Origin of the sequence: Aquimixticola soesokkakensis (assembly GCF_900172375.1) — a bacterium.
Classification (GTDB): Bacteria; Pseudomonadota; Alphaproteobacteria; order Rhodobacterales; family Rhodobacteraceae; genus Aquimixticola; species Aquimixticola soesokkakensis.
Genome location: NZ_FWFS01000015.1, coordinates 18274 through 44420 on the forward strand (window position 1 = coordinate 18274; position 26147 = coordinate 44420).

At 58.8% G+C, this 26147-nt stretch carries 21 protein-coding genes and 2 pseudogenes; 10 read left to right on the forward strand and 13 right to left on the reverse strand.

The features are described from left to right. Window positions 1-20: 20 nt before the first annotated feature. The 5 genes from AQS8620_RS16265 to AQS8620_RS17295 form a co-directional block, all read right to left on the reverse strand. Window positions 21-911 (reverse strand): IS1 family transposase, encoded by an 891-nt coding sequence (locus AQS8620_RS16265; RefSeq protein ID WP_200809648.1) that lies wholly within the window; start codon window positions 909-911, stop codon window positions 21-23. 49 nt (window positions 912-960) lie between these two features. Next, window positions 961-1362, reverse strand: coding sequence for a hypothetical protein (locus tag AQS8620_RS16270; protein ID WP_085838083.1), 402 nt, complete (start codon window positions 1360-1362; stop codon window positions 961-963). Then, on the reverse strand, window positions 1355-1831 hold the full coding sequence (locus AQS8620_RS16275) for a Panacea domain-containing protein (RefSeq protein ID WP_085838084.1): 477 nt from the start codon (window positions 1829-1831) through the stop codon (window positions 1355-1357). Before AQS8620_RS16275 ends, AQS8620_RS16270 begins: the two co-directional genes overlap by 8 nt. Next, window positions 1831-2058, reverse strand: a complete 228-nt coding sequence (locus AQS8620_RS16280) for a histone H1 (protein WP_200809649.1) — start codon at window positions 2056-2058, stop codon at window positions 1831-1833. The genes AQS8620_RS16275 and AQS8620_RS16280 overlap by 1 nt, the downstream gene beginning before the upstream one ends. A gap of 196 nt (window positions 2059-2254) precedes the next feature. Beyond that, on the reverse strand, window positions 2255-4534 hold the full coding sequence (locus AQS8620_RS17295; protein WP_085838085.1) for a ScoMcrA-related endonuclease: 2280 nt from the start codon (window positions 4532-4534) through the stop codon (window positions 2255-2257). Window positions 4535-5318: 784 nt separating this feature from the next. Between AQS8620_RS17295 and AQS8620_RS16290 the strand changes: the two genes are divergently transcribed. The 3 genes and pseudogenes from AQS8620_RS16290 to AQS8620_RS16960 form a co-directional block, all read left to right on the forward strand. Continuing rightward, on the forward strand, window positions 5319-5564 hold the full coding sequence (locus AQS8620_RS16290) for a GIY-YIG nuclease family protein (RefSeq protein WP_143267571.1): 246 nt from the start codon (window positions 5319-5321) through the stop codon (window positions 5562-5564). A gap of 58 nt (window positions 5565-5622) precedes the next feature. Next, window positions 5623-6356 (forward strand): annotated as a pseudogene (locus AQS8620_RS17255) (IS3 family transposase); the annotation flags it as partial. Beyond that, a pseudogene (locus AQS8620_RS16960) lies at window positions 6346-6782 on the forward strand (transposase); the annotation flags it as partial. The pseudogenes AQS8620_RS17255 and AQS8620_RS16960, both read left to right, overlap by 11 nt. Window positions 6783-6994: 212 nt before the next feature. On the opposite strand, the gene AQS8620_RS16305 reads toward AQS8620_RS16960, so the two are convergent. The 8 genes from AQS8620_RS16305 to iolD all read right to left on the reverse strand — a co-directional run bounded on the left by AQS8620_RS16305 (window position 6995) and on the right by iolD (window position 18147). Continuing rightward, a complete protein-coding gene (locus AQS8620_RS16305; RefSeq protein ID WP_085838089.1) occupies window positions 6995-10438 on the reverse strand; it encodes a pyruvate carboxylase in 3444 nt (1147 codons plus the stop codon). Between the two features lie 89 nt (window positions 10439-10527). Then, the gene (locus AQS8620_RS16310) at window positions 10528-11316 is read right to left on the reverse strand and encodes an ATP-binding cassette domain-containing protein (protein ID WP_085838090.1); all 789 of its coding nucleotides are present in this window, start codon (window positions 11314-11316) and stop codon (window positions 10528-10530) included. Window positions 11317-11318: 2 nt separating this feature from the next. Next, complete coding sequence (locus tag AQS8620_RS16315; RefSeq protein WP_085838091.1) at window positions 11319-12362, reverse strand: ABC transporter permease; 1044 nt, start codon at window positions 12360-12362, stop codon at window positions 11319-11321. Between the two features lie 88 nt (window positions 12363-12450). Next, the gene (locus AQS8620_RS16320) at window positions 12451-13410 is read right to left on the reverse strand and encodes a substrate-binding domain-containing protein (protein WP_085838092.1); all 960 of its coding nucleotides are present in this window, start codon (window positions 13408-13410) and stop codon (window positions 12451-12453) included. A 122-nt stretch (window positions 13411-13532) separates the two neighbouring features. Continuing rightward, entirely contained in the window at window positions 13533-14570 is a 1038-nt protein-coding gene (locus tag AQS8620_RS16325; protein WP_085838093.1) for a Gfo/Idh/MocA family oxidoreductase, read from the reverse strand. Beyond that, window positions 14570-15385 (reverse strand): SDR family oxidoreductase, encoded by an 816-nt coding sequence (locus tag AQS8620_RS16330; protein WP_085838094.1) that lies wholly within the window; start codon window positions 15383-15385, stop codon window positions 14570-14572. Before AQS8620_RS16330 ends, AQS8620_RS16325 begins: the two co-directional genes overlap by 1 nt. After that, the gene (gene iolE / locus AQS8620_RS16335) at window positions 15382-16281 is read right to left on the reverse strand and encodes a myo-inosose-2 dehydratase (protein WP_234990529.1); all 900 of its coding nucleotides are present in this window, start codon (window positions 16279-16281) and stop codon (window positions 15382-15384) included. The genes AQS8620_RS16330 and iolE overlap by 4 nt, the downstream gene beginning before the upstream one ends. A 6-nt stretch (window positions 16282-16287) precedes the next feature. Beyond that, window positions 16288-18147: a 3D-(3,5/4)-trihydroxycyclohexane-1,2-dione acylhydrolase (decyclizing) gene (gene iolD / locus AQS8620_RS16340; RefSeq protein ID WP_085838095.1), complete on the reverse strand. Its 1860-nt coding sequence runs from the start codon at window positions 18145-18147 to the stop codon at window positions 16288-16290. A gap of 116 nt (window positions 18148-18263) precedes the next feature. Between iolD and iolG the strand changes: the two genes are divergently transcribed. From iolG to AQS8620_RS16375, 7 genes are all read left to right on the forward strand, one after another. Then, a complete protein-coding gene (iolG, locus tag AQS8620_RS16345; protein WP_085838106.1) occupies window positions 18264-19271 on the forward strand; it encodes an inositol 2-dehydrogenase in 1008 nt (335 codons plus the stop codon). Window position 19272: 1 nt separating this feature from the next. Further along, complete coding sequence (locus AQS8620_RS16350) at window positions 19273-20703, forward strand: NAD-dependent succinate-semialdehyde dehydrogenase (protein ID WP_085838096.1); 1431 nt, start codon at window positions 19273-19275, stop codon at window positions 20701-20703. 9 nt (window positions 20704-20712) lie between these two features. Beyond that, the gene (locus AQS8620_RS16355) at window positions 20713-21534 is read left to right on the forward strand and encodes an HpcH/HpaI aldolase family protein (protein WP_085838097.1); all 822 of its coding nucleotides are present in this window, start codon (window positions 20713-20715) and stop codon (window positions 21532-21534) included. Beyond that, entirely contained in the window at window positions 21534-22508 is a 975-nt protein-coding gene (locus tag AQS8620_RS16360) for a hydroxyacid dehydrogenase (protein ID WP_085838098.1), read from the forward strand. The genes AQS8620_RS16355 and AQS8620_RS16360 overlap by 1 nt, the downstream gene beginning before the upstream one ends. Then, entirely contained in the window at window positions 22489-23616 is a 1128-nt protein-coding gene (locus AQS8620_RS16365; RefSeq protein WP_085838099.1) for a Gfo/Idh/MocA family protein, read from the forward strand. The genes AQS8620_RS16360 and AQS8620_RS16365 overlap by 20 nt, the downstream gene beginning before the upstream one ends. A gap of 1 nt (window position 23617) precedes the next feature. Further along, the gene (locus AQS8620_RS16370) at window positions 23618-24688 is read left to right on the forward strand and encodes a Gfo/Idh/MocA family protein (RefSeq protein WP_085838100.1); all 1071 of its coding nucleotides are present in this window, start codon (window positions 23618-23620) and stop codon (window positions 24686-24688) included. A 71-nt stretch (window positions 24689-24759) separates the two neighbouring features. After that, window positions 24760-25593: a MurR/RpiR family transcriptional regulator gene (locus AQS8620_RS16375; RefSeq protein WP_268805609.1), complete on the forward strand. Its 834-nt coding sequence runs from the start codon at window positions 24760-24762 to the stop codon at window positions 25591-25593. Window positions 25594-26147: the final 554 nt, after the last annotated feature.

Below are 26147 nucleotides of genomic sequence, written 5' to 3' on the forward strand. Positions count from 1 at the left end.
GCTGGATTTCGGGTAGTGTCTCAGTTTGAAATTGATTTCTTTTTGTAAGGTCCGCGCTTCTTTGGTGCAGGCGCATTGGCGTCGATCAGACCCACTATCCAAGCTGTGTCATGCAGGGTGTCGGAAACGCCAGCCGCCATTGCGGGTGTCATTTTCAGCGTCTTGTGGATGCGCACGAAATTGTAATGAACAAAATAAAGCGAAAGCATGTGCAGGTGGTTTTCCAGCTTCTTGCTGAAACCGTTGGTCAGGCGAGTGAAGCGGCGCATCCCCATGCGCATCGTGAGGTTCTGGCGCTCAACGTAGGACGTGCTGACCAGTTCGCGCACAGGCTCGCCAAATACCTGCTGTTTGCGCGATCCGGTGAAGCCAGCCGGGGAATACTTCTTTTCGTGCCCCTGCTGACCTGTTGTGCCGCCGTACATCTTGACCAGCATCGCATAGTCAATATCGCCACCGAACGCTCCCTCTACGGCGTCCAGATATGCCTTGTGACCGTCTGTGGTAAGCTGTACGCGGTTCTCTAGTCGAGAGGCCAGATCAACCATGAATTCGTAAGCTGTGTCGCCCGAACGGTCCCCAACCTCATAGGACAAGATCATCTTGCTATCAGCGTCGATTGCAGTCCATGTCCAGACGTCGCCAGCGCCATCAGGAGCCGCCTTAGCGCCGATTACGTTCTTGTCCTTGGCGTAGACGAATGACCAGATTTCATCGCACTCTACGCGAGTCGTTTTGACGTTGCGCACCGTGTTGTTGTGATACTTGGCGCAAGCCTCACCAGCCTCAACGAGCAGCTTAGTCACTGTGTTGATGGACACCCCGACCACGCGGCTAATTGAGCGCATGGAGTTGCCCTCTACCAGCATGTTCAGGATCATTGCGCGGGTTTTGGTATCAAGTTTGTTCATACCTAGAACATAGGTATTCGCAGGCCAGCTAGCAAGCAAAAAGTTCACTTTATCTACGTGCGCCGACAAATATTCCTGTAAGGACCATGCCGACCAGGCCGATAACAGTTACAGCCGTGCTACCAACTAAGAACTTCAAAACCTCTGGGTCCAGCACGTTCACAAAAAAACCAAATCCATTCATCAGCAATATGATGCCAACCGCCCCTGAATAACAGAACATGTAATTGAAGGCCTTCTTAGCGCTCGGCTCAAGGAGGTCGTCAAGTATTTCGGTGGTCTTGATTTTTTTCTGCGCTGCTTCAAGGTCTTGCTTTAGCTGAGAGTTTTCGTCCGACACGCGGGCAAGCGCTGCTGTTAGATCATCCCTAGTTACAACAACATCTGTCCCCGTCTGCGCAGTTTCAGACGGGGCGTTGTCCATATCATCAAGCGTGATGTTCTCAGACAACCTGCTGACGCCCAGCTAAAGCAAGCTCAATAAAGTGCTGCTGAATGTCTGCCTGCGAAAGAGCGGCATTTCTGCCGAGACCAAAATAAGAGTTACTCCAAGGGGTTCCTGACTTGTGAGTCATCTCTGACAATTCCAAGCCAGTGTACTGGCCGTACTTACTCCAAACATGTGAGACAATCGCGGATTCATCCTCCGTCATCTCAGCAATAAAGGGAGCGTTCGGGCCGCTCCCGAATAGAACATCTACAGTGTTCAGCCCGAAATCACGAAGGTGGTTCCAGATGACCCGCATAACTGGACCTCCGTCCCAAGCCTCAATCCTGCCAGATACAAGCGGCTGGCGGTTAATCGCAAGATTCCACCCATGAGCCATGTAAACTAGCTTTTGCAGCTTCATCTGATTCATCGGTCCACCATTGAGCTTTAAAAACTCATTGGCTACCGCACGGGGATCGTAATTAGGCATCAACCCCACCGTGCCGCAGCGGCCTTCTTGGCGATCTCGCTGCGGTCCTCTGCTGTGGTGTTGTCCTGACGCGCCTTCGCACCCGCCAAGCCGCTCTTGCGCTTGGCTGGTTGCTTGAGGCTCGTTTCCTGTTCTTCTCCGGTCGCGATCCTGGCAATGTGAACTGCATTGCCGATCACGTCCGCTGGGCGCTTCTGCCCTTGCGGTCCTTTTGGCATGGTGTTCATTTCCTCCTGTGAGGGTTCGGCACCCTCTTGCCATAGTGTGTATCACAGTCAACACAAAATGTGGAACTTTTATCCACAGCAACAAGATGTGGATAAATCTAGATTGTTCACGATTGTGCGCGCTGGGCATTAACGTTCGGTTATCTTGGGCGATCTTAGCCTTCATGCCAAACCTCCTGAAATTCAAACTGAGACACTACCGGATTTCGTCGCGCCGCCCGAGGCGCTTGTCCGGTTCCAGGAGCGTGATCAGTTCGCCAAAAACCTTCGAGATGTTGGCGCGGTTGATCTCGTCGATGATCAGAACAAAGGGCCGCGCCACTTCGAGTTGCGGAACAGCCTTCGGTCCGAATATCACCATCTCCAGCGCGTCCCAGGTAAGCTGATCCTCGAGCAATGGATAGGCCGTATGGAACGAAGTGAAATCCTTGCCGTAGATCCCGGCGCGGTTCACACCCTCAATGTCGTGCCAAAGCCATTCGACTGTACGCGCGTGACGAGGCTGCTGACCAGAAACACCCGGCGTGAACTGGTATTCGCCCTTAAATTTTCCGACCGCGACGATCTTCCCTTTTCCAACGGTGAGCGCGAGGTAATCATCGGGTTCTGCACCGCGGAACAGCGATGTTCCATAGACAGTCGGGTGATTTCCGATGATCTCGGGATCCTCCTCCTGGCGCTTCGCCTTGATCGCATCCCAGCTGTCGAACTCCGGCGGCGACCAGTCTATGTCGCCGCCATGCGGCCATTCGACCGCTGCTTCGGCAATGGCACGTTCGAACTTCGCTCGCCAGTTTGCGCCGGTAAGCCCGAGCCGTATGACGCGGCGGGTGCGATCAAGCCGATTTGCGTCAGTGTTCTCCCCTGAGTCACGCTGAGCCCGCGCACATACCGCCTTGAATATCCCGGGCTCGTCCTTCAACCGGAAACCGGCTGAAGGGGCCGTATCGTCAGGAGGCGCATCCGGGCTCGTAGAGCCGGTGTTCGGTCTCAGCCCCTCGACGAATTCCTCGTATGACATCGACTGGTGGAAGGTCACAAACTCGATCCGGCCCTCGGACATCAAGCGCCGGTATTCCGCCATCAACCGATCCCGGTTTTTCTCTCCGGAGAGATCGACAGCAAAGGCATCACCCAGGCAAAGACGAACCGCCTCCCACGCCGTCTGGTAGGTCTTGCCGGTGCCGGGAGGTCCGTAGAGGATCAGGTTGGTGGTGGCTGCAATCACTTGGGCGGCGTGGCCCTGCTTGGGGGCATCTGACTCTGCCATCGCCTTCCCCTCCTCGCCATCGAGGACGAATGTAAATGTTGTCGTGCTGGAGGGGTTCGGCGTGGTCGACTGGAGTGCCGTGTAACCTGCCAGGTCCTTGAACTTATAGCCTCCCAAGGCGCTGCAAATCGTCGGGAAGGCATTTTGCTCGGATATATCTCGCGCGAGGTTTGATGCGCGGATAGACACCGAGGTCATGTCCGCTTCGCGGGCAGGTGCGATGTAATAATTCAGGGCGACGAGTCGCGCACGTTCCGCCCCGCGCATCAGATGCGTGTGCTGGTCGGGTAGCGGCAACGGCGTGTCATGCTGATCAATGATGACGTAGCCCGCCGCATGCAGTCTTGCGGCCGCATCCCCCGACTGGCTCCACCCACCATTGAATGTGTTCGACGCCTTGCCCAGAAGGTACCCGACAATTGGTTTCGTCGGAAAACACTTGTCTTGGCGCGGGCGGCTGGACCGCACCCAAAAATCCTTCGGCTCTCCGAAGCTCGAGAACGCATCGGCATGTGCCCCTGAGCTGCGGAACGCTTCGTAGGCGTCCATCGCGCCCTCGATCCGGTCGCGAGTGAAGGCGTCATCCTTTGCATTGGCACTCTTGCGAATGATCTGGAACCCGAGAGCCTCAAGTTTGGCGAAGGATTGTGCCTCGCCGAAGCCGTTGTAGAATTCCTTCGCCGCGAGAGTACGGCCATTGGGAAGATGCCCCAAAGCTGCTGCGACCGTGGCCTTCGCGGGATAGGATTGATCCTTGCCTTCATCGCTGACCCAGACCTGTGGGCTGGCAAAGCCACCACGGGCGAGGAACGCCTTCAGGCCCAACTCATCGCATTCCTGCATCGCCGCCTCGACTTCTTTGCGAGTGAGGCGGTCGACCAATGCCTGGTGTTCTGCCTTGTCGGGCACATTGGATTCTTCGGTCGCGAAAGAATGGTACAGCTTCAGGGCCTGCTGGAGGCTGGCAAGACCCGTGCGCAAGACGCCGTCGATGGGCACCGGCGAGGGGTTCGGGCGTACTGTTCGTTCATCTTCGACGGTGTAGGTAAATCGGTTCAGGACGCTGTCGCGATCCTCTTGCGCGAACAACTCGTCCAGATCCCCGAGGTACTGTTCAACGCGCTTGGCACTGCTCACGCGGGAGGAAGCGGTCACATCCGTCTGCCCCTTCGCCATCAGCCAATTCCGAAAGTCGTCCTGCTTCATCGTTCGCCCATTTCTCTGCTTGCAAGGTGCTGATCCGAGGGCAAAATCCTTCTTCGTCGATTTACCGTCTGGAAAACTATGGGATGATGATGGCTGGAACCGGATGCGCACGCAACTGCGAGTTGCCCGAGACAATGGGCAGATGGATTTCGTTTCCCCAAAACGCAAAAAGCCCCCTAGATTACAGGGGCATTCGACAAACGTTGGGCTGGACTGCTGGCGTGCAAAAGCCGCCTCGGAGGGCGGCTGTTGGCGTCTTGATAATTCTTGTATTTTTTGGCTGCGGGAGCACGCAACCGCCGCTTTCTAACTGACCTTGTCTGCGGAGTATGAGCCATCCTTTCACGTTGAGCCACGAGAAGGAGCCTAACCATTGCGCAGGAGCAGGAGCGTCCGCAGGCCCGCGCGAAGCACCCTAATGCGCGATATCGACTTAGCACCTGCCCGAACGACACCAAACTCAGGAAGCGTCAATGGCGACAGGTGTGTCCGTGGCTTGGCTTTCCGGCGCTCCCGGCCCATTGCCGCCGTTGCCCGACGGGTCACACGCTGCGTTGCAGCTTTCGCAAAGCTGCCGTTCGACACCTGACGCAGCGAAATTGACAGCTCAAGGTCTGATGTGCGGGACCTTTCTGCCGTTCACAACATCTGCGCTAAATCTGCACTCAGTCGACGCATCAGCGACGTCCTGCGCTGCGAGCGGACGCCCTCCAAGGCCTGCCCACTTGATCTGCAGCCATGGTTGATCGATGTTGGATTTACCCCCTAACGGAAGGATTACCTCTTGTCATTTAACGCCATGGTGTCCGCAAAGCTTGCGGCTTACGTCTATGCCCTCGCCGACCCCCGCGAGAAAGGGGCGCTCAAGGACCGGATTTTCTACATCGGGAAAGGGAACGGAAATCGCTGTTTTAGCCATGCCCAGATTGAGACGGACGGCGCGCCACTCGAGGAAGGCGAGCATAAACTCGCTAATATCCGCGAAAGTCGTAACTCGCGGAATGACGTCGAAGTCCTTATCGTCAATTGAGGTGCCCCTAGATTTGTAGACGCTTTGCTTGATAATTTTGGAAGCAAGGACGATGCAAATGTCAGGGCAAATTCGCTACTCGGATGAGTTCAAGATCGATGCGGTGGCGCAGGTCACGGAGCGGGGTTATTCGGTTAAGGAGGTGGCTGAACGGCTCGGATTGAGCACCAAGTCGCTGTATACTTGGATGGCGCAATTTTCGAAGGCGCTGAGGCAGACGGATCAGGAGGCCGAAGTTCGCCGTCTCAAGAAAGAGCTGGCCCGGGTCACGGCGGAGCGCGACATCCTAAAATAGGGCGAGGCTTGTCCGCCATTGGTCCGAGGACAATGCTGAGCGCCTACTTCGCCAGGGATGCAAAGTGAGTACGCGCGCATCGCGAGCAGCATCCTGTCCGCGTTCTGTGCAAGATGCTGAGCGTCCACCCGAGCGGTTTCTATGCATGGGTTAAGGAACCCTTAAGCCAGCGTGCGCAGGAAGATCGGCGTCAGACCAAGCTGGTGAAGCAGGCGTGGAAAGACAGCGGTAAGGTCTATGGATACCACAAGTTCTATGATGACCTGATCGATATGGGCGAGGTTGTATCCGAGAACCGCGTTGCCCGTCTGGCTCGGATTGCGGGCGTTCAGGCACAGATCGGCTACAAGAAGAAACCCGGCGTTTACGGTGGCAAGCCCTCAGTCGTCGTCGACAACACGCTGGATCGCCAACTCGCGGTTGATGCTCCGGATCGGGCGTGGGTAACGGATATTACCTATCTGCGCACGCGCGAAGGATTTGCGTATCTCTGCGTTGCCAAAATCGGTGCAGCCGAAGGCCAAGGCGCACATGCACGACATCTGGCAGGCCGAAACTCGGGCCGCCGCAACCGCCGCCTTCAACTTTTTTTCGTCGACGCCTATGGCGTGAAATGGGACAAGGCGGTCGCCAAGCCGGTGAAGGACCGGGATGCGCTGCTGACCTTCTACGACTACCCGGCCGAGCACTGGAAACATATCCGAACGTCAAATCCGATCGAGAGCACTTTCGCCACCGTCCGGCACCGGACAAAGCGCACCAAGGGCTGTCTCAGACGGAAGACCGGATTGGCCATGGCCTTCCGGCTAATGATGTCCGCGCAGACGAAATGGCGAAAGCTCGACGGTCGGAACCGCATGCCGGAGGTCATCAACGGGGTTGAGTTCCGCGACGATGTCCGCCACATTCAAGCCGCCGCCTGATCGAGCGTCACCAACTTTCGCGCATATCTCGCTCCGTCTCGCGAACATTAATTGCCGCTCAGTTGCTCTTTTGGAAAAGGGCGGCACCAGCAATACCGGTGCCGCCAGTCAGTCGTCCTCAGGGAGGTTATAGAGGACGAATTCTACACGGAAATCTGGAGTCAGCCAAAAAAACGCATAAGACTTATTATGTGAAAATGACAGTTTACCGGTCACTCCACTTCAATCAAAAGGTCCTTGGCGTCGATCTGCGCGCCGGGGATGACGTGGACGGCTTTGACGGTTGCGTCGCGGTCCGCCGACAGGCCGGTTTCCATCTTCATTGCTTCGATGGTCAGCAACAGATCGCCTTTGTGCACCTGTTGGCCGACTTTAACCGCGACCGAGGCGACCACGCCGGGCATCGGCGCGCCGATGTGATCTTCATTGCCGGCCTGCGCTTTGGGGCGGGCGGCGGTGGCGGATTTGACCATACGGTTCGGCACACGCACAGTGCGCGGCTGGCCGTTTAGTTCAAAGAACACCTTCACATCGCCCACCTCGTCAGCTTCACCCACGGCTTGCAGACGGATCTCCAGCTTTTTGCCGGGGTCGATCTCGGCGCTAATCTCGTCGCCGGGTTCCATCCCATAGAAGAAGACCGGCGTCGGCAGGGTGCGAACGGGGCCGTATTCGCGGTGGCGGCTCATGTAGTCGAGGAAGACCTTGGGGTACATCAGATAGCCGTTCAGATCCTCATCGTCGACGGCCTGACCATCCAGCTTTTCCGATAGCTCTGCGCGGATGGCGTCCAGATCGATGGGCGCCAGATGCGCGCCGGGGCGGCTGGTGTCGGGGGTCTGCCCTTTGAGCACCTTAGCGAGGATCCCGTCCGGAAAGCCGCCCGGAGGCTGGCCCAGATTGCCCTTCATCATGTCGATGACCGACTCCGGAAACGAGACATCGCGCAGAGGGTCTTCGACCTCGGAACGGGTCAGGTTCTGGCTGACCATCATCAGAGCCATGTCGCCCACGACCTTGGAAGAGGGGGTCACCTTGACGATATCGCCGAACATCATGTTCACATCGGCATAGGCCTGTGCGACTTCGTGCCAGCGGTCCTCAAGCCCCATGGAACGGGCCTGCGCCTTGAGGTTGGTGAACTGGCCACCGGGCATTTCGTGCAGGTAGACTTCGGAAGCGGGGGCTTCCAGGCCGGCCTCAAAAGCGGTGTACTGGTGGCGCACGGCCTCCCAATAATTTGAAATTTCGCGCACCGCGCCCACGTCGATGCCGGTGTCGCGGTCGGTGTGGCGGGTCGCCTCGACGATCGAGCCAAGGCAGGGCTGCGAGGTGCCGCCCGAGAAGGCGTCCATCGCCGCGTCGACCACGTCGACGCCTGCATCCGCTGCCGCCAAAACCGTGGCTGCCGACACGCCGCTGGTGTCATGGGTGTGGAAGTGGATCGGCAGGCCGACCTCTTCTTTCAGGGCCTTGATCAGCACGCGGGCCTGGGCGGGTTTCAATAGGCCCGCCATGTCTTTGAGACCCAGAATGTGGGCGCCAGCCTCGCGCAGCTCTTTGCCCATGGCGACATAGTATTTCAGGTCGTACTTGGACCGCTCGGGGTCGAACAGATCGCCGGTGTAGCAGATCGTGCCCTCGCAAACCTTGTTGGCGTCAATAACGGCATCCATGGCAACGCGCATGTTCTCAACCCAGTTCAGACTGTCGAACACGCGGAAGATATCGACTCCGCTGGTCGCGGCTTGCGCGACGAAAGCCTGCACCACGTTGTCGGGATAATTGGTATAACCCACACCGTTCGAAGCACGCAGCAGCATCTGCGTCATCAGGTTCGGCATCTTCTCGCGGATATCGCGCAGGCGCTGCCACGGGCATTCCTGCAAGAAGCGATAGGCCACATCGAACGTCGCGCCGCCCCAGCATTCGACCGAGAACAGTTGCGGCAGGTTGGCCGCATAGGCGGGGGCCACCTTGATCATGTCAATGGACCGCATTCGCGTGGCCAGCAGCGACTGGTGCCCGTCACGCATGGTGGTATCGGTCAGCTTCAGGTCTTTCTGCGCCGACAGCCAGTCGGCTACGGCCTGCGGGCCTTTCTCGTCCAGCAACTGGCGGGTGCCGGCAACAGGCGTTTCGACCCGCAGGGCAGGCACGCGGGGCAGGCGCGCCTCGGCCGCGGGTTTCGGGCGGCCAGCTGTTTCCGGGTGACCGTTTACGGTTATATCCGCGATATAGGTCAGGATTTTCGTGGCGCGGTCGCGACGGGCCTTGAAGTTGAACAGGTCCGGCGTCGTGTCGATGAACTTGGTGGTGTATTCATTCGACAGAAAGGTCGGATGCTTGAGCAGGTTGATGACAAAGTCGATGTTCGTGGACACGCCGCGAATACGGAATTCGCGCAGCGCCCGGTCCATGCGCAAGATCGCCTTTTCCGGCGTCGGCGCCCAAGCGGTGACCTTCGTCAGCAGACTGTCATAAAAGCGTGTGATCACCCCGCCCGCATAGGCCGTGCCGCCGTCCAGACGGATGCCCATGCCGGTGGCCGAGCGGTAGGCAGTGATGCGGCCATAGTCGGGGATGAAATTGTTGTTCGGATCTTCGGTCGTCACGCGCGTTTGCAGGGCATGGCCGTGCAGCGTGATGTCGGCCTGGCGGGCGGCACCGGTGGCCTCGGCTAGGGTCTTGCCCTCGGCGATCAGGATCTGGGCCTGAACGATGTCGATGCCGGTGACTTCCTCGGTGACGGTGTGTTCCACCTGAACGCGGGGGTTCACTTCGATGAAATAGAATTGGCCCGTTTCCATATCCATCAGGAACTCAACCGTGCCCGCGCACTCATAATTCACGTGCTGGCAGATCTTTTTGCCAAGCTCGCAAATCTCGGCGCGTTGTTCTTCGGAGAGGTAAGGCGCGGGCGCGCGCTCAACGACTTTCTGGTTGCGGCGCTGCACCGAGCAGTCGCGCTCGAACAGGTGATAGATCTGGCCGTGGCTGTCGCCAAGGATCTGCACCTCGACGTGGCGCGCGCGGAGGATCATCTTTTCAAGATAACCCTCACCGTTGCCGAATGCGGCTTCGGCCTCACGACGGCCTTCCAGAACCTTCTCTTTCAGCTCGTCGGGACCATTGATGGGACGCATGCCGCGACCGCCGCCCCCCCAGCTTGCTTTTAACATCAGGGGATAGCCGATCTCGGCGGCTTCCTTGGTGATGGCGGCGAAATCATTGCCCAGAACTTCGGTGGCGGGGATGACCGGCACGCGCGCCTCGATCGCGACGCGGCGCGCCGAGGCTTTGTCGCCAAGCGCGCGCATGGTTTCAGCCTTGGGGCCGATAAAGGTGATGCCATTGGCAGCGCAGGCATCCACAAAATCAGGGTTTTCCGAAAGAAGGCCATATCCCGGGTGGATTGCATCGGCGCCGCATTCCTTGGCCACGCGAATAATCTCGGGGATCGACAGATAGGCTGCCACGGGGCCCATACCCTCGCCGATCCTATAGGCCTCGTCGGCCTTGAAGCGGTGCAGCGAGAGTTTGTCTTCCTCTGCATAGATGGCGACTGTTCGTTTGCCCATCTCATTGGCGGCCCGCATCACGCGGATGGCAACCTCACCACGGTTGGCAATGAGGATTTTCTTGAAACTACGCATTAGGCGATGCCCATTGTATCGGAAGTTCGTATAAACAACGTCGCGCCCCAATCCAGGAAAAGAGCGCGACGCAAACGGTCAAAATGGCTTTAGGCTTGGACGCCCACCTTTGCTTCAAGGTCAGCCATACTTTCACCGCCAGCCATGAGGTCGGCGATTTCTTCGCGGGTCTTCTCTCCCTGCTTGAAATCGGCCGCGATGGCGCCTCGGATGAGGACGGCAAAGTGGTCACCCACAGCCAAAGCATGCATAACCTGGTGCGTGATGAAGATGACGGCGAGGCCGCGTCGTTTGGCTTCGTTCACGATTCGCAACACGTGTGCAGACTGCTTTACGCCGAGTGCAGCGGTTGGTTCATCCAGAATGAGGACGCGGGCGCCAAAGTACACTGCGCGGGCGATGGCCAAAGACTGGCGTTCGCCGCCTGACAACCCCCCGACGAGGCGATCCCCATCGTCGATACGCGTGATGCCGAAATTGCGCACTTCGTGGACAGCAATCTCATTGGCCTTTTTGCGGTCGAAGACTTTGAACGGCCCCCAACCTTTCGTTGGCTCGACGCCGGCGAAAAAGCTGCGGCTGATCGACATCAGCGGGAACGTCCCGCCAAATTGGTGAACGCAGGCGATGCCGGCCTCCTGTGCAGCTTTGGGACCGCTGAAGGAGACCGGTTTTCCGTCCATGAGGATCTCGCCGCTGGTGGGCGCGTGGACGCCCGCCATGGTCTTGATCAGCGTGGACTTGCCGGCGCCGTTGTCACCGAGCAGACAGAGCACTTCACCGGCTTTCACCGAAAGATTGATTTTGTGCAGAACGTCGATCGGCCCGAAGGATTTGTCGACATTTCGCAGTTCCAGGACGGTCTTTGCGTCGTTCATTGTCAGTCTTCCTTCTTACCCGTGGACCAGCTTGTGGCGAGTTTCTGGAACGTCCCGTTCATCAGGACCGCTGCAAGCAGCATGATACCGATGATCAACTGAGACAGGTTCCGGTCGATGTCGGTATAGCCGATACCTTGCTGGACGATGCCCAACGTCATGGTACCAAGGAAAATACCGATCAGCGTGCCAAACCCACCGGTCAGAACAACGCCGCCAACCACGCATGCAATAATCGTGTTGAAGATCAGCGGAAAGTTGGTCGCGGACTGCGCCGAGTTGAACGCGGCCACCTGCAGCATACCGGCAAAGGCGGTACAAACAGCGCTTAGCACGAAGAGTGAAATTTTCAGGCGGTTGACCGGGATGCCAGCATTGCGCGCGCTTTCGGGGTCACCACCGACCGCGAAAATCCAGTTTCCCCACGGCGATTTGTGCAAGATGAAATAGAGGATGCCCGATAGGAGAATCCACCAGAACACTGAGGCGCGGAAGCCAAAATAGCGGTCGCCAAGCAGGGCTTTTGCCAGTTCGGGGGCTTCATAGGCCACTTGCGGGCGGTTTACGAAAATCACCGACAGGGTCAGCGTCAGGCCGCCGACGGCGAACAGCGTTGCCAGAGTGACGATGAAAGAGGGCACTTGCGTGCGTGTGACCAGAATGCCGTTGATGCAGCCAATGACTGCGGCCATGGCAAAAGTAATGAGCATCCCAATACCAAGCGGCAGCTCGTAGGGGCCACACAGGATACCGAGAGTCATGGCGGATGCCGGCATGATAGCGCCGACCGAAATGTCGAGTTCACCCGCAACCATCAAGAACCCGACCGGGATAGCGACAATTCCGATCATGGATGCAAAGTTCATCCAGTTGGCGAACCCGACGATGCTGATGAAGTTCTTGTGATAGCCAAATGCGGCAAAAATGCAAAAGACCAAGACCATGCCGACAAAGGCCCCCATGGCCGGGCTGCGCATGAGTTCGCCGACCGACAAACGGCTGGCGATTGGCTTGGAGCTTTTGGCTGTTTGAATGGCTTCTGACATGAGCTCACTCCCCTATGTTGGTTTTGGCGCAGCAGCTTATAGATCTGGCCGAGCAATCCACCCGGCCAGATCAAAGGCTACGGTGCGATTAGCGGGTGCCTGCCTCGACGCCCGCGAAGGTGGCGTCAATGTTCGAGGCGTCAACGATTGCAGGACCCGTCAGGACAGGAGCGGTCGCGATCTTGGTGCCGAAATCGATGTTCGCTGCAAGCGTGGAGACCGACAGGAAACCCTGGTAGTAGGGGGTCTGGTCGATTGCCATCGTTTGCGTGCCCGCCTTGATACGGTCAAGGGTGGACGGGCTGAGATCGAAAGTGCCCAGTTTGACGGTGTCGGTTTTGCCAAGGCTGTCGATCGCGCCGTAGGCGGCGTCAGCAGCCCAGGTGGCCAGGGTGATAAGGGCATCGATGGACGGATCACCGTTCAGTTCCGCCTCAAGAGCGGCCGACGTACCGGCAACGTCTTGGTCGAGGTTGGCGGGCAGCGGCAGTTCACGGGCGCTGGCCCCCGCTTCGGTCGCGCCATCCACAACGCCGCGGCAACGCGCGTCGAGGTTTGCAGTACCCGGCGTCTGGTTGTGGCAAAGAATGTTCTTTGCGCCGGCCATGGCGAGGTATTTGCCGCCTTCATAACCGGCGGTGTATTCTTCGGAACCGAAGTAGTTCAACGCGCCGGATTCCTCGAGAGAGTCGCTTCCGCCGTTAAGCAGGGTAACTTTGATCCCGGCGTCGATTGCCGCTTTGACTGCGGGAAGTTGAGCTTCAGGCACCGGAAGAACAGTCGCGATCCCGTCGACACCCTGCGCGGTGGCTTGTTCGATCAGAACGGCCAGATCGGGGCCGTAGTTTTCGTAGCCTTGGGTTTGCAGGATGGTCAGCGAGCCGCCGCGTGCTTCGACCAGAACGGCAGCGTCTTCCGCACCTTTTTTCACAACGTTCCAGAACGCATCCTGGTTCGAGCCAATCACAAGTGCGATGTCTGCGGCCATGGCCGCCCCCGCTGTCATCGACGCGACCACTGCTCCTACGATAGTTTTCTTAAAGTTCATGTCGTTTCTCCTCCCTGATTTGAACCGCTATATTGCGGTACGACATCTAAGTTTGACCGAAATGGCCGAATATGCACCAAAATCGAGTGCAATCCTTTGGGTCGAGATCTTCTCGACCGTTTTTACTCAGCTCGCTCTGCCAGCAAAGAATTCGACTTTGCCGCTTGATAAAGGGCCGGTACATCCGGCGATGAAACCGGTTGCCATGTGCCCGTTTGCAACGAGACCACACCGGCCTCTGCGACGAGCGTTGAACACAACCCGTCCCAAGCGGTTGCCAGCCTCGGGTCGGTCGCACCGCTTGCGATCCCATTGATCCACGCTTTGTTTTGCAGCCGGTAGGCATCGGCAAAGCGCGGACGCCAGTCCGGGTCGAACCGTTGCACGGCTTGAAGCGACGCCTTGTAGGTCGCGTGAACAGGCGCGTTCAGATCGACGCTGCCCGAACTTCCGACCAATTCGCAGCGCACGTCATAGCCGTAAGCGGCATTGTTGTTCACCTCGATATTGACCATCTGGCCATCGGCGGTTTTCAGAACCAGAAACACCGGAGCGATGGCATTCTTGCTGGGCATTTGAACCGCAAGCACCGAGACATATTCAGAACCCAACACGAACCGGCAAATATCGAATTCATGCGGTGCGGAATTGGAAATGGCCATTTCGCCGGTGAACCATTCAGGGGCGGTTACGTTGCGATGAAAATTGTGCATCATCAGCGCGTCACCGACCCCGCCGCTTTCCATGGCGGATTTCATGGCGCCGTAGGCGGGATCGAACCGACGCATGAAGCCGACATGCACCCGGCGTTCGCCAAGGCGGGTTTCCGCCTCGATTACGCGAAGCGACTCTTGCGAAGTCGGTGCCAACGGCTTTTCGCACAAAACGTGCTTGCCGGCTTCCATCGCCGCGATGGTCAGTTCGGCATGGGTGCTGTCGGGGCTCGCAATCAGAACCGCATCGACATCAGCACGGCTGAGCGCCTCGAGGGGATCCGTTAGGACATGTGCTGCGCCCAGCTGATCGCCCAGTTCCCGCGCGCGAGTGACGTTGGCATCGCAAATAACCTGCAAGGCCGCACCCGGAACATCGGATGCAAGGATCCTCGCGTGGTCTGCCCCCATCACACCAGTTCCGATGATTGCAATACGAACCGACATTATTTTGCGAGCCTCACCGCGGGGCCGGGGGCTTGCCCGTCGTATCCGCCCCAAACCGACTGATCGTAGTGGATGACGGCACCCGTCATGATGCCGGCGTCCTCGGAGGCGAGGAACAAGGCCGCCCGCGCAACTTCGCGCGGATCGATCAAACGCCCGAAAGGTAGACCTGCATTGGCTTTGGATTCCCAATCCGGGTCTCCGGATTCCGCCAGTTGAAGTTCGCGCTCGTGATCCGAAGCCATCCAGCCGATATCAAGCTGGTTTACGTGAATACCGTTGCGCATGAGGGCATAGCCCGAGCTGCGGGTCAGCGTGGACAGTGCGGCCTTGGACGCGCAATAGGGCGCGATAAAGGGCTGACCGGCATTGGACGAGGTGGACCCGATATTCACGATCCGGCCGCCTTTGCCGTCGCGCTCCATGATTTTGACGGCGTCTTGCATCAAAAAGAACGGCGCACGGGTATTGACCGCGAACATCCGGTCGAACAGATCCGGGGTCGTGTTCAACAGGTTCCCGCGATCCGTCAGGCCGGCCGCATTGACCAGAATATCGACCGTGCCGAAGGCTTTGTCCGCAGCAGGGATGATCCGCAGAACATCATCAATATTCGCTAGATCCGCAGCGATCATTTCGACCGGAACGCCGGTTTCGGCGGTGATTTCAGCTGCTTTGGCTTGACCTTTTTCTAGTCCGCGACCGACGATGGCGATCCCTGCGGCACCGGCCTGCGCAAACAGCAACGCCGCGTTGGCTCCCAAGCCTTGCGTGCCACCCGAGATGACCGCAATTTTCCCGTCAATTCTGTTCATGCTCCGACGACCTCGTAACCAGCCGCGTTCAGGACGCGGAAAAGCTCGGCACGGCCCTTTTTGGCCATTTCAAGCGGGGGATTTGCGATGGGATCCTGTTCGGCTTCGATGACGAACCACCCCTCATAGCCTTTGCCAGCCAGCGCCTTTGCAATGGCCTCGAAATCCAGGCTGCCGTCACCGGGCACCGTAAAGGCGCCTTTTATGACCGCATCCAGAAAGCTCTCTTTCGAACGGTCCAGACCGCCCACGACGTCACCCCGAATGTCCTTTGCATGGACATGGCTGATGCGCTTGTGGTGGTTTTCGATCACACGAAAATTGTCACCACCGGCGAAGGCCATATGGCCTGCATCGAACAGAAGCGGGACCGAGGAATGCTTCATAAAGAGGTCGAGCTCCGCTTCGGTTTCCACGGCGGCAGCCATGTGGTGATGATAGCTCAGCGGCATCCCCTCCTTGGCACACCAGTCCGCGAAATCGGAAATCCTGCGACCGTAGGCCGCCATCTCGGCCTCAGACAGCTTGGGCTTTTGCGCCAGAGGCCTGTGGCGTTCGCCCTGAACCGAGCGCGCGGTCTCGCCATAGGCGATGCAAGGCGCGCCAGCCGCTTTGAAGAAGGCGTGCTGCTCTGCGATGCGGTCCTTCTCCACCTCGATATCGCCATCCAGCAGCATGCCGGAAAACCAGCCGCCGCAGACGGAGATGCCATGCTTGTCGAGCACCGGACCCAACTCCGCCATGTTCATGGGGAAGCGGCGGCCGGTTTCCATGCCGGTAAGCCCGGCCTCGGAGGCCTGCCTCAGACACTCGTCGAGGCTGACATCATCCGAGAGTTCCTCGAGATCGTCGTTCCACCACGCGATCGGCGCAATGCCAAGTTTCGCTTTCAACATTATTGCTTAGACTCCATGCCGCTGTTTTTTGCGGAATTCTTCTTGTCCCTTGCGGGCCTTGTTGACCGAAGCGCGAGGGCTGACCTCGGGAACGCCGACATACCAATCGGCCCCGCCGGGGGTCCAAGTGTAGGCGTCGGAATTGATGCAGATGACGGTGGTGGCATCGGTGGTCTGTGCCCATTCCATTGCGGCCTCAAGGTCGGCGAGGCTGTCGCACTGGCGGGCATAGGCTCCCATCGCCTCGGCGTGTTTGACGAAATCGACATGGCGCACGTTGGTCGGATCCACGACGCGGCTGTCTTTGAGCAGGTTGTTGAAACCCGCGCCGCCCATGCCGGTTTGCAGCCGGTTGATGACCCCGAAGCCGCCATTGTCGCACACGACGACAATCATCTTGTGCCCGGCGATCACCGACGAATGGATGTCCGAGTTCATCATCATGTAGGACCCGTCGCCCAACATGACGATCGGCGTGCCTTTGCCGCCCATTGCCATCGCGTGACCCCAAGCACCCGCGATCTCGTAGCCCATGCAGGAAAAGCCGAACTCGCAGTCGAAGGTATGCGGCGACTTGCAGCGCCAGTTCTTGATGGTCTCACCCGGCAGGCCACCCGCAGCTGTGACCAGAACGTCGTCGGGCCGGGCGACCTTGTTCACAACCGCAATGACCTGCGCGTAGGAGGGAACGACCTGATTGGTCGGGGCTTGCCCTTCGTCCAGGAGGTCGTTCCATTCCTTGTACCAAGCCTGCGCCTGAACCATCCGTTCAGCCGGCGCGGCCCAGTCTCCAAGCTTCGCGTCCAGATCATTTACGCATTCCAGCGCATCGCCGACGACGGGCGTGGCGCGGTGTTTGAGCGAGTCGAAACGGGCGGCATTGATGTTGATGAATCTGGCGTCCTTGGGGAAAGTTGTCCACGACCCCGTGGTGAAATCCTGCATGCGCGTGCCGATTGCGACAATGACATCCGCGGATTCGGACAGTTTCCGTGCGGCTTCGCTTCCTTCGATGCCCATCGCGCCAACGTAAACCGGGTCGTCATGGCAGACAGCTCCTTTGCCCGCGATGGATTCAGCCATCGGAATCCCGCGCTTTTTGGCAAAGGCCGCGACCGCAGCCTCGGCGCCGGAATAGCGCACACCGCCGCCCGAGATGATCAACGGGTTTTTCGCGGATTTCAGAACCTCGACCGCTTCTGCAACCTGATCGACAGAGGGGCGCGGGCGCGGGATCGCCCAAATTTTTTCTTCGAAAAATTCCTCGGGATAGTCATAGGCCAGCTCTTGCGTGTCCTGCGGCAGACCGATGAACGCGGGGCCGCAATCGGCTGGATCGAGCATCGTGGCGATCGCCTGCGGCAACGACTGGATGATCTGCGCCGGATGCACGATGCGGTCCCAGTAACGGGTCACGGCCTTGAACGAGTCGTTCACGGTCAGAGTGGGATCGCCAAAGTGCTCGACCTGTTGTAGCACGGGATCGGGCAGGCGATTCACATAGGTATCACCCGAGATCAACAGAACAGGCAAACGGTTCGCATGCGCCACGCCGGCGGCCGTCACCATGTTGGTGGCGCCAGGCCCGACGGACGAGGCCGCGATCATGATCTGACGACGTTTTTTCGACTTGGCATAGCCAATGGCGGCAAGCGCCATGGACTGTTCGTTTTGACCGCGCCAGGTGGGCAGCTGGTCCTGTACGCGCTCCAGTGCCTCTGCAAAGCAGGTGACGTTGCCGTGACCGAAAATCCCGAAAACGCCCGCGAACAGAGGGACCGTTTCTCCGTCGATTCGAGTCTTTTGGGCGCAAAGATAGCGCACGAGAGCTTGCGCCATTGTAAGGCGCACGGTTTTCGAATCCATTTAGAGTTCCTCCCGGATTGCTTCGCAAGCACCGCTCCACCGGCACTCTGCGAAATACTTATTGACAATACTTACAGTTTGCAATGATCATTGCAACAGAAAAATGGGAGGCCACAATGCCACGAATTTCTGTACTCGGATGCGGACGAATTGGTCGTATGCATGCCGACAATATCGCAACGCATCCGCAAGCCACGCTCGCGGGCGTCTTTGATACCCACGCCCCCTTCGCTGCCGAGATCGCGTCGAAACACGGCGTAACCAACTTTGCCTCTGCCCTGGAGGCGATCAACTCGGACGATGTTGACGCCGTTCTGATCGCGACCCCGACCTCGACACACGTCGAGTTTCTGGAGGCCTGCGTCAAGGCCGGAAAAGCCGTGCTATGCGAGAAGCCGATCGACCTGTCTCTCGAGCGGGTCAACGCCCTGGCCAAGCGAATCGAAGGCACCAAAGTGCCGATCATGTTGGGATTTGTGCGCCGCTTTGATCCCGGCCACGCGGCGGCTGAACGGGCCCGCGCGGCAGGCGAAATCGGCGAGTTACATCAGGTGACGATCACGTCGCGCGACCCCGGCATGGCACCGGATGGCTATATCAAGACGTCGGGCGGCATTTTCCGCGATATGACGATTCACGATCTCGATCTTGCGCGTTTCTTGCTGGGTGAAGAGGTGACTGAGGTGACGGCTACCGGCTCGCGCCTCGTGAACCCCACCCTGATGGATGAATGCGACGATTACGACACGGTTGTCGTCATTCTGAAGACCGCCAGCGGCAAGCAGGCTGTGATCACCAACTCCCGCGAAGCGGTTTATGGCTATGACCAGCGTATCGAAATGCTGGGTTCCAAGGGGATGCTGGTCACCGACAACCATCACAACCACTCGATGAAGAAATATCTGGCAACCGAGACCAATGTGTCCTCGCCCCTGCAGCACTTCTTTATCGAGCGCTACGGCGCAGCCTTTGACGTCGAGATCAGCAAGTTCGTCGATGCCATCGAAAACGGCGCGCCGGTCCCGGTCGGTTTCGAGGATGGTCGTCTGGCCCTGCTGCTGGCCGATGCCTGCTTCAAGTCTGTGGCCGAGGGGCGCACCGTACTGACAAGCGAGTTTGCCTGACATGTACGAAAAATTCGGAATTTTCATCGACGGTGCCTGGACTGCGGGTTCAGGCACCTCTCAAGTCATGTCGCCCGTCACGGAAAAATCGCTCGGGACGATCGCGACCGCGGCCGTTGCCGACACGCAAAACGCGATTGATGCGGCGGCCAAGGCCCTCCCGGCTCTGGTGGCCATGGGCGGGTTCGGCCGGGCCGACGCGCTGCATAAGGCCGCCGACGAGATGATCGCGCGGGCTGACGAGGCCGCGACCATGATCTCGACCGAGACCGGCAAGCCCATTGCACAGGCGGGACGCGAATGGGTCCTCGCCTGCGACCAATTCCGTTGGTACGCGGAAGAGGCGCGCCGTATCTACGGGCGGACCGTCGAAAGCCGTGTGCCCGGTGGGCGCTTTGAAATCAGCCGCGAGCCTGTGGGTGTCGTTGGCGCGTTTACGGCCTGGAACTTCCCGGCAGCTCTTCCAGCGCGCAAACTCGCCCCTGCCCTCGCGGCAGGTTGCCCTGTGGTTCTGCGACCGTCGTCACAGACCCCCGGCGTTGCAATGGTTATGGTGGACTGCCTGCGCGCGGCGGGCCTGCCGGACGGGGCGGTCAACCTCGTCGTCGGCAACACCGACCAGACCTATGGCCCGATTATGGCAGACCCGCGCGTGCGCAAGGTTTCGCTCACAGGCTCGACGCGCGTAGGTCAGCAAATGATCCGCGACGCGGCCGAGACGGTCAAAAAGGTTTCGATGGAGCTTGGCGGCAACGCGCCGCTGATCGTGTACGATGATGCAGATCTGGATATGGCGCTCGACGCGATCGTTGCCACGAAATACGCGAACTGCGGGCAGGTTTGCGTGACCCCGGACCGCATGTTCGTCCACGAAGCCCTGTATGAGCGGTTTGTCGAAGGCTTTGTGGCCCGCACGAGCAAGATCAAGCTGGGTGATGGCCTGGATCCGAGCGTGGGGATGGGGCCGCTGATCAATGCGCGCAGCCTCGAAACGATCGACCGGATCGTTCAGGATGCCGTATCGGGCGGCGCGACCCTTGCTTTTGGCGGCAAGCGGCCTTCGGCCTTCAACACGGGCCACTTCTACGAGCCGACCGTCCTGACCAATGTGTCCGACGATCAGGAGGTGTTCGCAGAGGAAAACTTCGGCCCCGTTGCGGCCATCACGTCGTTTTCCGGTGACGACGAGGTTCTGACCCGGGCGAACAACTCCACCATGGGGCTGTCTGCCTATGCTTTTACCGCCTCGCCCGAGCGCGCGCGCAGGACGGTCAAGGCTTTGAAGGCCGGTATGGTGGGGATCAACAGCTTTGCTTTGGCCGCTTCCGAAGCCCCCTTTGGCGGCACCAATTTCTCCGGTCTGGGCCGGGAAGGCGGCAGCGAGGGTATTGAGGACTACCTTGACACCAAGCTCGCCCAGATCGTGTTCTGAGGAGCCATCATGTCAATTAACAAAGTGAAAACCCTCTGGGCCGAGGGCAAACCCGTGTTGCATGGCTGGCTTTCCATTGGCAACCCGTTCACCGCCGAGATCATGGCCGCGCAGGGTTATGATGCGATCTCCATCGACATCCAGCACGGCGCGCTCGATTATTCCGCGGTGCTGCCGATGTTTCAAGCGATGCGCGCCAGTGGCGTGACCATCGGGGCGCGTGTGCCGTGGCTCGAACCAGGCATCATCATGAAAGCCCTCGATGCGGGGGCGATGAACATCATCTGCCCGATGATCAACACCGCCGAGCAAGCCGCCGAATTTGTCAGCTACATGCGTTACCCGCCTTATGGTCAGCGCAGTTTCGGACCCACCCGGGCGGGCGTCGCCCTACCCGGCTACGGTCTGGGGATGAACTCAGAGGTCCTGGCCCTTGCGATGATCGAAACCGCCGAAGGTGTCGCAAACCTGGACGCCATTGCGGCGACGCCGGGCCTTGACGGGATCTACGTCGGCCCTGCCGATCTGACGCTCGGCACTCAGGAAGGCCGGCTCGCTCCGGGGTTCGATCGTGAAGAACCGGAGATGATCGAGCTTATCCAGCACATCGCAAAGGTCTGTGAAAAGAACGGCATCAAGGCCTGCCTGCATTGTGGCACTCCGGAATACGCCGCCAAGGCCGCCGGTTGGGGTTATAGCCTGACAACCGTCTCCGGGGACACCCGACTTTTGGCGGGAGCCGCAGCCGCGAGCGTCAAGCGTTTTCGCGATCTGACCGGTACCCAGGAGGCTCCGGCGGCCGGTGCGGTCTCAAAAGGAGGAGCATACTGATGGTACATGTTGTTGTTGCGGGGCCTTTGCATGCATCGGGCAGAGCCATTCTGGACAATGCCAAAGACGTGACGGTCACCTATATCGCGGAGACCTCCGAGGCGAGCCTCGCCGCCGAGATCGCGGGCGCGGATGCGGTCCTGCTCAGAACCCAGCCTCTGGGTGCGCGGACCGTCGATCTGGCGCCGAATCTCAAGATCGTCTCGCGCCACGGCGTCGGCTATGACGCGGTCGACTTGGCGGCGCTCAACAGCCGCGGCATTGCCTTGTCGGTTTGTGGCGATGTCAATTCGACCTCGGTCGCCGAACATTCCGCCATGATGATCCTTGCCGCGTGCAAACGCGCGCTCCGGTCCGATATATCTGTGCGGACTGGGCCGTGGGAATGGCGCAACAAGCTCGAGGCCCGGGATGTCAGCGGGCAGAACCTTCTGCTGGTCGGCTACGGTCGCATTGGCCGCAAGACTGCGGACATGATGCGGGCATTCAACATGAATGTGCGCGCCTTTGATCCCTACCTGATGAAACAAGGTTGGCCCGAAAACGGCGTTACTTGCGTGAAAACGCTCGACGATGGGCTGGCTTGGGCGGATGTCCTGTGCTTTTGCCTGCCGCACACGGGCGCGCCCTTGATCGGCGCGGCGGAATTCGAGCGGATGCGCGACGGTGTCGTGGTGGTGAATACCTCTCGCGGCGGCATCCTCGATGAACATGCCATGATAGCGGCCCTCGCCAGCGGCAAGGTCGGCGCGGCCGGACTTGATGTCTTCCATCAGGAACCGATACCGCATGACCATCCCTTGGCAGGCTTCGACCAGGTCCTACTCTCGCCGCATATCGGTGGATTGACGCTGGATGCCGCCGAACGCATGGCCGTTTCCTCAGCGGAAAACATTCTCGACTATTTCAACGGGACGATCGATCCCGCGTTGATCGTAAACAAGGACAAGTTCAATGTTGCCCTCCAAAACTAAGATCAAGGTCGGCCTGATCGGTACCGGCTTCATGGGCAAGGCCCACGCTTTCGGGTTCACCAATGCCTCGCGCGTCTTCGATCTTCCGGTCGAGGCCGAGCTGGACACCGTCGCAGACATCAACGAGGCCGAAGCCGGGCGTGCGGCGCGTGCCTTCGGATTTGCCAAGGCGACCGCCGATTGGCGTGACATCATTGCCGACCCGGAAATCGGGATCGTCTCGATCACGGCGCCCAATGCCCTGCACAAGGAGATGGCGCTGGCGGCGATTGCCGCGGGCAAGCATGTCTATTGCGAAAAGCCCCTTGCACCGCTTGCGCAGGACGCACGCGAGATGGCCGAGGCCGCCGAGGCTGCGGGCGTGAAAACGCAGGTCGGGTTCAACTATCTGTGCAATCCGATGCTGAAACTTGCCCGCGCCATGATCGAGGCGGGCGAGTTGGGTGAAATCCACGGCTATCGCGGGCTGCACGCCGAAGATTACATGGCGGATGCCACTGGCCCGTTCACCTTCCGCCATGACCCGGCCGGCGGCGGCGCCCTGGCCGATCTCGGTAGCCACGCCTTGGCCACAGCCGAGTTCCTGCTGGGCTCCGTGACCGACGTCATGGGCGATTGCGTGACGGTCATCGACGCCCGCACGGACGCAAGCGGCACGACGCGCAAGATCGAAGTCGACGACATAGGACGTGCCTTTTTGCGGTTCGAAAACGGGGCCTCGGGCTCCATCGAAGCCAATTGGGTAGCGACGGGCCGCAAAATGCAGCACGATTTCGAAGTGTTCGGGTCCAAAGGCGCGCTCGCGTTCAGCCAGGAACGCTTCAACGAGCTGCATTTCTATTCGACGGACGATGCCGCAGGGCGTCAGGGATTTCGCAAGATCGAGGCCGCGCCTGCGCACCCGCCTTACGGGCTGTTCTGCGTCGCGCCCGGGCATCAGATCGGGTTCAACGACCTCAAGGCGATCGAGGTCGCAGGCTACCTGAACGCCATCAACGGAGACGGCGCAGAGCCGTTCAATTTCCGCGCGGGGCTTCGCATCCAGACAGTGCTGGAGGACATCCAGCAGTCCTCTCTGGAACGCGCCTGGCGCAAGGTGGGAGAATAAGATGACAATACGTTATGGCGTCGTGGGCGCAGGGTGGATTTCGCAAATTGCTTTTCTACCCGGTGTGGATGTGACCGGAAACTCCAAGACCACGGCTCTGGTCAGTGGCAATCGCGATGCGAGCGAGCGTCTTGCGGAATTCTACGATATCGAGCACACATTCACATACGACCAGTATGATGAAATGCTTGCCGCCGATGTGGTGGATGCGGTCTATATCGCTCTGCCTAATTCCATGCATGCCGACTATGCGATCCGTGCCGCGAAGGCGGGCAAACATGTGATCGTCGAAAAACCCCTCGCGATTTCCGCAGCCGAATGCCGCGCGATGATCGAGGCGGCCGAGGCCGCGGGCGTCTACCTGATGACCGCGTACCGGCTGCACAACGAGCCGGGAACGGTCCATGCGTTGGAACTTATCCGTTCGGGCGCGATCGGGGATCCAAGGGTGTTTTCGTCGGTGTTCTCGTTTCAGGCCGGCCCGGACAACCATCGGCTCAAAGCGTCCCATTGGGGCGGACCTTTGCAGGACATCGGCATTTATTGCGTGAATGCCGTTCGCCATATTTTTGCCGACGAACCTGTCGAAGTCACCGCTGTCCGTAATCAGACCGACGACCCACGTTTTAGCGAAGTCGAGGAGACTTTCGCCGCCACCATGATGTTCCCCAAAGGGCGCGTCGCGCAATTTGTTGCCAGCTTCGGAGCAGAACAGCTTGATACATACCGTATCTCCGGAACCGAAGGCGACATTGCGGTGGAATGCGCGTATGACTTTCAATCGCCGACCATCGTTCGTCTGACGCGCGGCGCGGAGGTCATCGAGCATGTCTTTGAGAAAACCGATCAGTTTGCAGGGCAAACCGCATATTTCTCCGACTGCATCACTGCAGGGGTTGCGCCTGAGGCCTGCGGCGAAGAGGGGCTCGCGGATGTCGAGATCCTCTTGGCTCTGGAGGAAGCCGTCAAGACTGGCACGGCACAAAAAATTGAGCTAGACCAGCGCAGGAGACACCCTGACGCGACGATGGTTCGCCGTTTCGCCCCGACCGGGAGACGCTTGATGGTCTAAGGCAGGGGCTTGGGAGGAGTAAACCGCTGGACAAATCGACGACACCCCCACCGAAGGATTACGAAGCGCTCGTGTTGCTTATACACGAGCGTTTCGAAACTATGAGCAAGACCTATCAGCAAATCGCGCGTTTCCTGACGCAAAACCCGAACGAAGTGGCCGTACATTCGGTCAATGCGATTGCCCAGCGATGTGGTACCCATGCGTCGAGCTTTGTCCGTTTTGCACAGGCCCTTGGGTATTCCGGGTTCAAAGATCTCCAGTTGCTTTTCCAAAAGCGTCTGGAAACAGCCGCACCAGGCTTTGAAGCCCGTATCCGTGCCTTGGAAGACGAGCTTGTAAACAGGGACGATCCGACCGACTTCGGATTTTTGCGCGAGCTGGTCGTCAAGGACATTGCAGCTCTTCAGTCGCTGTTGGACGACGTGGATCCCGCGCAATTGTCCTATGCCGCCGATTTGCTGAGTGAAGCAAATACCGTTTATCTTGTGGGTCAACTCCGGTCGGCTCCGGTTGCCGAATTCCTCCGCTATATGCTCACTATGATCGGAAAACGCTGCGTGATGCTCGATCCGAGCGGCGGGCTTGCCACACACATGTCCAAAACGATGACAAAGCAAGACGTACTGGTTGCTGTCTCGTTTCGCTATTATGCCACCGAGGTTGTCTCCATAGTGCATGAGGCGCGCGAAAAAGAAATAAAAACCGTTGCGATTTCTGACAGTACACTTTCCCCACTCGCTAAATCTGCTGATGCGTTTTTCGCGGTGCCGGAGCATAGACATACGTTTTCAAGGTCTATTGCAGCGCCATCCTGCGTCGCGCAAGCTATTGTCCTTGCAACGGCGGCCCGCTTGCAAAGCGGCTCAGCACATCCTGAAATTCCGATCGTGACGCAAGTTTGATCGTCTCTGTCTTATTCTCAATGTGGTAATCCGCCCATCCTCAACGTACTGTATTCCTTAAACTTTTGCGGATTTCTAAAAGTTTGTCCCACTCGAGATCATGAATATCGTGCAGGGCGCGCAGTTTACGTCCTTTGAAGCGACCAAACGACTTACACTGATCGGGGCCAGGGTCGCGGTTAACTGCAATGGCGGTGCCTTGACGGTCTCTTCATCGGGCTTCTCTGGCGACACCCAAACGGCATTAGGTAATATATACATAAGCTTATACGATTTTGGCGGGCAGAGGCGGATGGCTGTTCCTAGCAAGAGCAAGGGAAGCCCGGGTGCCGAACTACTCGTCAACATCCGTGAGACCGGCATCAAACAGAACCTTGTGCTCCTGAGACCCGTTTTGCGGTCGATGCCGGCGGTCGCCGCCTCTAGATGTGAACCGGCATGCAAGATTGACCCCAGTATTGGGGTAATCGGCGTCCAAAAGTGACCCCCCTGATATTTCTGATTTGATGCTTTCTCAGTTGCATGAGGGAGCGCGATGGAGATGTTGGTTGTGG

What these genes read in the sequence shown, in the direction of transcription:
- AQS8620_RS16325 (WP_085838093.1), bottom strand. Translation starts at nt 14,570, where the DNA reads ATGTCGGTTCGTATTGCAATCATCGGAACTGGTGTGATGGGGGCAGAC.
- AQS8620_RS16365 (WP_085838099.1), top strand. Translation starts at nt 22,489, where the DNA reads ATGTTGCCCTCCAAAACTAAGATCAAGGTCGGCCTGATCGGTACCGGC.
- iolD (WP_085838095.1), bottom strand. Translation starts at nt 18,147, where the DNA reads ATGGATTCGAAAACCGTGCGCCTTACAATGGCGCAAGCTCTCGTGCGC.
- AQS8620_RS16305 (WP_085838089.1), bottom strand. Translation starts at nt 10,438, where the DNA reads ATGCGTAGTTTCAAGAAAATCCTCATTGCCAACCGTGGTGAGGTTGCC.
- AQS8620_RS16280 (WP_200809649.1), bottom strand. Translation starts at nt 2,058, where the DNA reads ATGAACACCATGCCAAAAGGACCGCAAGGGCAGAAGCGCCCAGCGGAC.
- AQS8620_RS16310 (WP_085838090.1), bottom strand. Translation starts at nt 11,316, where the DNA reads ATGAACGACGCAAAGACCGTCCTGGAACTGCGAAATGTCGACAAATCC.
- AQS8620_RS16355 (WP_085838097.1), top strand. Translation starts at nt 20,713, where the DNA reads ATGTCAATTAACAAAGTGAAAACCCTCTGGGCCGAGGGCAAACCCGTG.
- AQS8620_RS16350 (WP_085838096.1), top strand. Translation starts at nt 19,273, where the DNA reads ATGTACGAAAAATTCGGAATTTTCATCGACGGTGCCTGGACTGCGGGT.
- iolG (WP_085838106.1), top strand. Translation starts at nt 18,264, where the DNA reads ATGCCACGAATTTCTGTACTCGGATGCGGACGAATTGGTCGTATGCAT.
- AQS8620_RS16330 (WP_085838094.1), bottom strand. Translation starts at nt 15,385, where the DNA reads ATGAACAGAATTGACGGGAAAATTGCGGTCATCTCGGGTGGCACGCAA.
- AQS8620_RS17295 (WP_085838085.1), bottom strand. Translation starts at nt 4,534, where the DNA reads ATGAAGCAGGACGACTTTCGGAATTGGCTGATGGCGAAGGGGCAGACG.
- AQS8620_RS16360 (WP_085838098.1), top strand. Translation starts at nt 21,534, where the DNA reads ATGGTACATGTTGTTGTTGCGGGGCCTTTGCATGCATCGGGCAGAGCC.
- AQS8620_RS16265 (WP_200809648.1), bottom strand. Translation starts at nt 911, where the DNA reads ATGAACAAACTTGATACCAAAACCCGCGCAATGATCCTGAACATGCTG.
- AQS8620_RS16315 (WP_085838091.1), bottom strand. Translation starts at nt 12,362, where the DNA reads ATGTCAGAAGCCATTCAAACAGCCAAAAGCTCCAAGCCAATCGCCAGC.
- AQS8620_RS16320 (WP_085838092.1), bottom strand. Translation starts at nt 13,410, where the DNA reads ATGAACTTTAAGAAAACTATCGTAGGAGCAGTGGTCGCGTCGATGACA.
- AQS8620_RS16275 (WP_085838084.1), bottom strand. Translation starts at nt 1,831, where the DNA reads ATGCCTAATTACGATCCCCGTGCGGTAGCCAATGAGTTTTTAAAGCTC.
- iolE (WP_234990529.1), bottom strand. Translation starts at nt 16,281, where the DNA reads ATGTTGAAAGCGAAACTTGGCATTGCGCCGATCGCGTGGTGGAACGAC.
- AQS8620_RS16370 (WP_085838100.1), top strand. Translation starts at nt 23,618, where the DNA reads ATGACAATACGTTATGGCGTCGTGGGCGCAGGGTGGATTTCGCAAATT.